The sequence below is a fragment of the Bacillus sp. AFS059628 genome (assembly GCF_002571225.1).
Lineage (GTDB): Bacteria > Bacillota > Bacilli > Bacillales > Bacillaceae_G > Bacillus_A.
Genome location: NZ_NVEC01000095.1, coordinates 1 through 7,890, shown reverse-complemented (window position 1 = coordinate 7,890; position 7,890 = coordinate 1). Strand labels below are relative to the sequence as shown.

The window sequence follows — 7,890 nt, the reverse complement described above, 5'->3', positions numbered from 1 at the left end:
TAATTTTATTTACTTATATTTAATTATATGGTAATGTATACTTACTTTTTTATATTGCTGCTAATGGAAAAAGTTTACCTTAGTAGAGTGTTGCTCATTACATTTTTGTGAGGCTATCTTCACTTCATCAATATAGAATGAAAAAGAGATGAAATAATTAAGAGTAGTATGTAAATAAAAAATTATTATTTATGTTTAAATTTTTGTAAGGGTGTGAAAATAGAATGAAACCGGTATTGAAAAACATACTCCTTTCCTTTATTTTTTCTGCAGCAGGGATGTGTTGGTTTCTGTTTATGATAGTTAGAGGAGGCGGAGACTGGTTATTGTCTTGGATAGGTGTATTAATGTCATTTTTATCTTTATACACGTTAATAGATTTATATTGTAAGTATGCATACGATAAAAAATTAAGTATATTGTTTATTAAAGCAACGGTTACTACTTTTAGTTTTGCAGTATTGGGAATCACATTTGGTATTGTACACGAGCTATTACAGCCGTGGAGTCTCAGTTTAATGGTTTGGTATTGGTTGTTAGTGTTACTTTTATTTGTAACGACCATAATATTATTAGTGATTTTAGTATTTGTTAGTCGTAAAAATTATAATATCCCTGGAAGATATAGAATACTTATACTACTAAATTTAATTCTTACGTTAGCACCAGTACTATGGCCACTACTTCTTACTATTATTGGAAATGGTATGAACGCTAGTGCAGGATGGTAAAAGTGAATGAACTAAAAAGTTGATATAGGGTTTTAAATATGTAAAAGAACGAGTTTTCATAAATAGAGAACACGTTCTTTTTTTATTCTCATACATTTCTTTTTCCCATCTGGTCGTCTAATTTTGAAAGTAAGTATTTCGTAAGGAATGGATAAGAAAAAAGAGAGTTTTATCATTTAGGATGAAAGTATAGCTTGAATCAATACGATATGAATAGAGGAGAGAAAGCCTTATGAAAAAATGTTATTCTATTAAGTTAACGAGTTTGGCAGTTTTATTAGCGGGTACTACTTTATTCACACCAAGTTTTACTGTAAAAGCAGAGCCTACTCAAAATATTTCTAGTTCGTCAGAAGCACATGATCAAAAGAACCGGAATGGTTGGAAACGAGTTATGCAGGAAACAATCCAAATTGGAGCACCAGGTGTATTAGCTAAGACGTATAATAACGGGAAAATTAGTAGTTATAATGCTGGCATCGCGGATCTAAGTACAAAGAAATCGATGAAATCAGATTATCGCTTTCGGATTGCTAGTGTGACGAAGACTTTTACTGCTACGACTGTTCTTCAATTAGTAGGAGAAAATCGCCTGCAACTTGATGATCCAATTGAAAAATGGTTACCGGGTCTCGTACAAGGGAATGGGTATGATGGCAATCAAATTACGATACGTCAACTTTTGAACCATACAAGTGGTATAGCTGAATATTTAAAATCAAAAGATGCGGACTTTACGAATACAAGAAAACCGTATACAGCTGAAGAATTAGTGAAAATTGGACTTTCTTATCCGCAAGATTTTTCACCAGGTAAGGGATGGTCATATTCAAACACAGGATACGTAATACTAGGAATGCTTATTGAAAAAATAACCGGAAATAGTTATGCGGAAGAAATAGAAAAGAGAATTATTGAACCTCTAGACTTGGCAAATACATTTTTACCAGGGAATTCAACCGTAATTCCAGGAGATAATCATGCTAGAGGGTATTTGAAAATTGACGGAACAAGTGAACTGAAAGACGTAACGTATTATAACCCGAGTATAGGTAGTTCAGCTGGAGATATGATTTCTAATGCGGACGATTTAAATAAGTTCTTTTCATCTTTACTCGGTGGTAAGTTACTGAAGGAACGTGAGCTAAAAGAAATGCTTACTACAGTTCCTACAGAAGGAGAAGGTGTTGGTGATGCATATGGGCTTGGAATATATGAGACGAAACTTCCAAACGGTGTTTCAGTTTGGGGTCACGGAGGAGCAATTCCTGGGTATATGACTTTTGCTGGTGGAGTAATTGGAGGCAAGCATACATTTGCTGTCAATGTGAACTCTTTAGGTCCGGTTGATATTCTTACAAAGTTTAATAAAATGATGCAAATTGAATTTAAGAAATAGATAAATAGAATTAGAATAGGCTCCTGCTTTTAAGGACAGTATTAGCATTCATAGTATGACATCAAGTGTAATTCAATCGTATAGTTTAGTATAAAAAGGATGTCGGTTACACGACATCCTTTTTTATTGAGAATCATTCGTATAGAATTCTGAAAATTGTTATTTTTGTAATCGTTTCATATAATGAAGGGTATAGGGATTATACAGGGGAGTTATAGATGGAGAATACTTTAGTTTGTTAATTGTTTTTATTTTAATAAATAAAAGTAAATTGATTTGGAGTGAAATTCATTGGGAGAAAATCAGTTTAGATGGAGTAACAAGCAATTAAGAGAACATGTTGAAGTAATAGATGGCAAAAGAAGTCCGCACATTTTAATTAAGAATGCAACTTATTTAAATTCCTATATGTGCGAGTGGGTGCAAGCACATATTTGGATCTATGATGATCGCATTATTTATGTAGGAGAAAAACTACCAGCGCAACTACAAGAATGCGAAGTCATTGATTGTGATGGAAAGTATGTAGTTCCTAGTTACATAGAACCGCATGCACATCCATATCAATTATATAATCCAGAAACGTTAGCGAATTATGCGATGCAATTTGGGACGACGACTTTTATTAATGATAATTTAACTTTATTTTTCACATTACAACGTGAAGAAGCATTTCATTTATTAGATGAATTTGAAAAGATTCCAGCAAGTATGTATTGGTGGTGTCGTTTTGATGGACAAACTGAATTGCAAAACGGGGAATCTTTATTTAATCGTGAAGAAATAACAGAGTGGCTAAAGCATAAAGCAGTTCTTCAAGGCGGTGAGCTAACAGCGTGGCCAAAGTTATTACATGGTGATGATGAAATGTTACACTGGGTGCAGGAAACGAAACGATTACATAAAAAAGTAGAAGGACATTTTCCAGGTGCATCTGAAACGACTTTAGCGAAGTTAAAATTGTTAGGTACAGATTGTGATCATGAGGCAATGACAGGGCAAGAAGCTTTCGCTCGTCTTATGCAAGGTTACACTGTTTCTCTAAGAAATTCTTCCATACGACCAGATTTAGAAGTGTTACTGAAAGAATTGCTGGAACTAGGAGTAAAGCAGTTTGATAGATTTATTTTCACAACAGACGGCTCACATCCTTCGTTCTATGAAAATGGAATGACAAACGTAATGATAGCTACAGCGATAAAACAAGGAGTGCCAATAATAGATGCTTATCATATGGCAAGCTATAATATCGCTCGCTATTATAATATGGAACATGTACATGGTTCAATTGCAACAGGTAGAATTGCTAATATAAATATTTTGGAAAGTAAGGAAAACCCGGTTCCAATAAGCGTAATTGCAAAAGGAACATGGGTGAAGCGTGACGGAATAAATAAAAATGAATCAGTACAAATAGACTGGAGTCAATTCAAAGTAACGCCATTACTATTAGACTGGTCCATAGAAAAAGAGGATATGATTTTTTCTCATAAAATGGGTATACAATTATTAAATAACGTTATAACAAAACCATACACAACTGAAATTGATTTAAACCGTGTTGAACTTTCTCAAAATCATGATGAGTGTTTCCTAATGATGATTGCTCGTGACGGTACGTGGCGAGTGAATACAGTTGTCAAAGGCTTTGCAAATAAATTAGGAGGTCTTGCTAGCTCTTATTCTGGTACCGGTGACATCATTCTTATTGGGAAGAATAAAGAAGATATGCTTACAGCTTTTCATAGAGTAAAAGAGCTTGGCGGGGGAATAGTACTAGCTGAAAAGAATGAAATATTACACGAAATCGCATTACCATTACTCGGGATTATGTCTAATTTGAAAATGAATAAATTAATACAGGAAGAGAAACAGATGGTGAAACTACTTCAAGAGCGTGGTTACGCGTATGACGATCCGGCATTTACCATTTTATTTTTTTCTGCGACGCACTTACCTTTTATGAGGTTAACGCCTATAGGGCTATATGATGTGAAAAATAGTAAGGTAACGGCTTCACCGGTGAATTTGATAAAGCAGTTTTAATATGAAAGGCTCTATAAAAGTCCAATCTATAGGGCCTTTTACATTGTTAGCATAAGAATATTGTGAGCCTCAAATAATATAGTATCTAAATTACTTGAGGTGAAACGTAAGTATGAAAAAAATATTGTATATTTTAAGTGTATTTATATTATGTGTATCTATTCAACAAGTGGTACATTCTCAAACAGATGTACCAGAGCTATCTTCTGATTGTCTTGAAAAAAGGAAAATTCGAGATGACAAGCATGTGAAGAATATAATAAGTGATATTAAATCCACATTTAATTTAAATATTGATGAACATAGTTTTTTGGAAGTTAGTAAAAGAAATTTGGAGGCTGCTTATTTGATGTATGGTGGAAGGGAAAATGATTCTTATTATAATTCGCTAACTAAAATTTATGATAGTGGTGGATTTAGTGAGCAGCCTAGCTTATTTGTGAGTGCGCAAGAAGCATTTTTACTTTATAAAGAAAAAGATAATATCAATGTAATGAAACGCCTAAAACTAGACAGTGAAAAAGGGGAATGGATCGTTATAGAAACAAAAAAGAAGAAAGGGAAAAAAGTGAAATTCAAGCCGTTGCAATGTGAAAAAGATTATTTGAAAAAGAGAAATGAGTACCATAATGTAAAATGAAATAACGAAAATCTTACAGGAGAATCTATCTTTAATAATTTATAAACGAGATAATAGATTTTATTAGTAATTTTTCTATGAAAAACGTCATTTTAAACATTAAAATGACGTTTTTTATATGCTTAAATCTTTTGCAACGCACTCTCAATCTTTGCAGCTAAATCAGCAGACACTTTATGAAAATAGCCTAACACTACCTTTCTAATATCATCGGAGATAACTTTCATATCACTAGCTAAGTTTTTAGCAAGATGCTCTTTTTCTATCGGTTTTAACTTCGCATAAAATTCACTAGGCTGCGTAAAGTCATCCTGTTTCGTTATAGAGGTTCTTTCGAGTTTACCTTCAACATATCTTCCATCACCACTTGTTATTTGCTTAGCAGGTGTCCAATTTTGCTGTTGGTTAATCGTTAATTTGCGGAACTCAGGTCCAATTCTTCTTCTTTGAGAATCACTATAAATGTTAGCCCGCCCTTGCAACATTTTATCATCTGATAGTTCTGCGCCGTCTAGTAAATTAGAAGGGGAGAAGGCGACTTTTTCTACTTGCTCCATATAATTTTCAGGATTTTTATTTAATACCATTTTGCCTACTGGTATAAGAGGATACGACTTTTCATCCCATACTTTTGTATCATCTAAAGGGTCATAAGAAAGATGTTCTTCATCTTTTGGGTCCATGAGCTGGACGTATAATCCGTATTCCACTGGTTTACCAGTTGCGATTGCATCATATAAATCTTTCCCGCTATAATCAGGGTTTTCAGTAGCCAGTTTAATTGCTTCCTCACTAGTAATGAATTGTACACCTTCAAATGGGTACCAATGATACTTTACATATTTTCGGTTACCTTCTGCATTTCTCCAAACATATGTATTAACACTATGTCCCGGAATGTGGCGAAGACTTTTGGCCGTACCAGCATCAGAATATAAATGAATAACGAAATGAATGGATTCAGGTGCTTTAGCGACAAAGCTCCAAAAACTACTAGGGTCTATTAAGTTATTTTTAGGTGAAGGTAATAACGCGTGAATTGTTTCTGGGAAGCGCATCGGATCACGAACGGAAAAGACAGGGATGTGGTTACATAAAAGGTCGAAAATGCCTTCCTTTGTATAAAACTTTGTAGAAAAACCGCGTACATTTCTAGAAGTGTCAGGTGTGCCTTTCGTACTAACAGCTAATGAAAATCGTACCATAACAGGAACTTTCTCATTAGACTGTTGTAAAAAATTTAGTTTCGTATGTTCAGACATTGGATAGATCGTTTGAAAATAACCGAACGCACCAAATCCTTTTACATGAACAGGTCTTTCTAAAATTTTTTCGTGAATAAATTCTTGTAACGTCTCGTGAAGTACACTATCTTGCTCTAGAACAGGTCCACGTGAACCAACTGTTTGTGAGTGAAGTGTAGCTTGTTCATTACGTTCTCTATCTTCATTAAAGTCATTCCCTAGTAAAGATTGCCCTTGCTTATCATAGTTTTCATTCATCGATATAGCCTCCAAATCTTTTTTATCCATTGTTACTAAATATGATTTTATAATCTTGATTATGTATGACATGCAAAGTAGTAACAGACCGCTAGATGAAAAAAATGCACATGTAGTGGACCTGTTGAAATAGAAGAAATTATGGAAAAATGAATATCGTGAAGAAAATTACTATTAAAATTTTAATGTGAAAAATGAATTTATAGAGAATAAACATAAATAAACAGGGAAAATAACTAGGAGGAATTTAACATGTCGGATTGGTTTCAATTAGATAAGGAATATATGATGTCTACGTATTGTCGTACGAAGGTTGCGATAGAAAGAGGAGAAGGGTGCAAGCTTTATGATGTGGATGGTAAAGAGTATGTAGACTTATTTTCTGGTGTCGGAGTGAACGTATTAGGGTATAATCATCCGAAAATTGTACAAACGACAATGGAACAAGTTACAAAATCGTTGCATCTGCCGTTTCATTTTTTAAATCCAGTTGCGATTGAATATGCAAAGAAATTAGTGGATTGCTCATTAAAAAATGGAAAGGTCTTTTTTACAAACTCTGGTACGGAAGCGACAGAAACAACGTTGAAATTAATTGATAAATATAGAGCTAATACGAATGAAGAACGTGAAGGAATCGTAGTGATGAAGAATAGTTTCCATGGGCGTACATTAGGAGCACTTCATTTTACGAGACAAGAAAGTGTATATCAAAATTTCCCTAAAACATCGATTCCTGTATATGAAGTAGAGCGCGAGAATATAGAGCAATTAGAAGAAACAATTGTTAAAGAAAATCCAATTGCGATTATGTTAGAACCTGTATTAGGCAGCGGGGGTATCTATCCTTTATCGCGTGAATATTTACATGATGTTCAACACTTATGTGAGAAATACAATGTACTACTTATTGTTGATGAAGTACAAAGTGGTATGGGGAGAACGGGGAAACTATTCGCTTATCAAAATTTCAATATTACACCAGATATTATTCAAATTGGTAAAGGAGCAGGAGGCGGGATCCCGCTTGGAGGAATTATTGTAGGTGAAAAGTTATGTGATGTATTTGCACCAGGAGATCACGGCACAACGTTTGCTCATTCATCTATGGGAACAGCTTTAGGGTTAACGGTATTAAACACATTGATTGAAGATGGTTTAATGCAAGAAGCGTATGAAACGTCACTATATTTAAATGATAATTTGCAAGAAATCCAGAAAGAAAATTCTTATTATATTCAGGAAGTACGTCATGCTGGTATGATGTTTGGGATTAGTTTGAATGATACAAATGAAAATGTGAAGAAATTACAGGTAGAGCTAATGGAGAAAGGAATGTTAGTTGACGTTACACAAGGGAACATCATTCGTTTACTTCCTCCGTATATAATTACGAAAGAAGAAATTGATGCATTTATTACTCAATTTATTTCTTGTATGGATAAAGTTGCTGCTGTAGTAAGTGCTTAAAAGTTAACAGCTAAATTTTATATAAAGTGCACTCTAATTGTTAAAAAAAGTTTTACAATTGGGGTGCATTTTTTATAATTGAATTTTATCCCGCTTTAACGG

General features: G+C 33.8%; 6 protein-coding genes. 5 read left to right on the top strand and 1 reads right to left on the bottom strand.

What is annotated here, in order from left to right; all coding sequences use genetic code 11:
- Positions 1 to 224 precede the first annotated feature (224 nt).
- The 4 genes from COL05_RS26655 to COL05_RS26640 all read left to right on the top strand — a co-directional run bounded on the left by COL05_RS26655 (position 225) and on the right by COL05_RS26640 (position 4,816).
- Positions 225 to 731: a DUF3902 family protein gene (locus tag COL05_RS26655; protein WP_098670779.1), complete on the top strand. Its 507-nt coding sequence runs from the start codon at positions 225 to 227 to the stop codon at positions 729 to 731.
- A 232-nt stretch (positions 732 to 963) separates the two neighbouring features.
- The gene (locus tag COL05_RS26650) at positions 964 to 2,130 is read left to right on the top strand and encodes a serine hydrolase domain-containing protein (RefSeq protein ID WP_098670778.1); all 1,167 of its coding nucleotides are present in this window, start codon (positions 964 to 966) and stop codon (positions 2,128 to 2,130) included.
- Positions 2,131 to 2,421: 291 nt separating this feature from the next.
- Positions 2,422 to 4,176, top strand: coding sequence for an adenine deaminase C-terminal domain-containing protein (locus COL05_RS26645; RefSeq protein WP_098670777.1), 1,755 nt, complete (start codon positions 2,422 to 2,424; stop codon positions 4,174 to 4,176).
- A 112-nt stretch (positions 4,177 to 4,288) separates the two neighbouring features.
- On the top strand, positions 4,289 to 4,816 hold the full coding sequence (locus tag COL05_RS26640) for a hypothetical protein (protein WP_098670776.1): 528 nt from the start codon (positions 4,289 to 4,291) through the stop codon (positions 4,814 to 4,816).
- A gap of 122 nt (positions 4,817 to 4,938) precedes the next feature.
- Here COL05_RS26640 and COL05_RS26635 read toward each other — a convergent pair whose 3' ends face one another.
- Positions 4,939 to 6,318 (bottom strand): catalase, encoded by a 1,380-nt coding sequence (locus COL05_RS26635; protein WP_098670775.1) that lies wholly within the window; start codon positions 6,316 to 6,318, stop codon positions 4,939 to 4,941.
- A 252-nt stretch (positions 6,319 to 6,570) separates the two neighbouring features.
- Between COL05_RS26635 and COL05_RS26630 the strand changes: the two genes are divergently transcribed.
- Entirely contained in the window at positions 6,571 to 7,788 is a 1,218-nt protein-coding gene (locus COL05_RS26630; protein WP_098670774.1) for an aspartate aminotransferase family protein, read from the top strand.
- Positions 7,789 to 7,890: the final 102 nt, after the last annotated feature.

What these genes read in the sequence shown, in the direction of transcription:
- COL05_RS26655 (WP_098670779.1), top strand. Translation starts at nt 225, where the DNA reads ATGAAACCGGTATTGAAAAACATACTCCTTTCCTTTATTTTTTCTGCA.
- COL05_RS26650 (WP_098670778.1), top strand. Translation starts at nt 964, where the DNA reads ATGAAAAAATGTTATTCTATTAAGTTAACGAGTTTGGCAGTTTTATTA.
- COL05_RS26640 (WP_098670776.1), top strand. Translation starts at nt 4,289, where the DNA reads ATGAAAAAAATATTGTATATTTTAAGTGTATTTATATTATGTGTATCT.
- COL05_RS26635 (WP_098670775.1), bottom strand. Translation starts at nt 6,318, where the DNA reads ATGAATGAAAACTATGATAAGCAAGGGCAATCTTTACTAGGGAATGAC.
- COL05_RS26630 (WP_098670774.1), top strand. Translation starts at nt 6,571, where the DNA reads ATGTCGGATTGGTTTCAATTAGATAAGGAATATATGATGTCTACGTAT.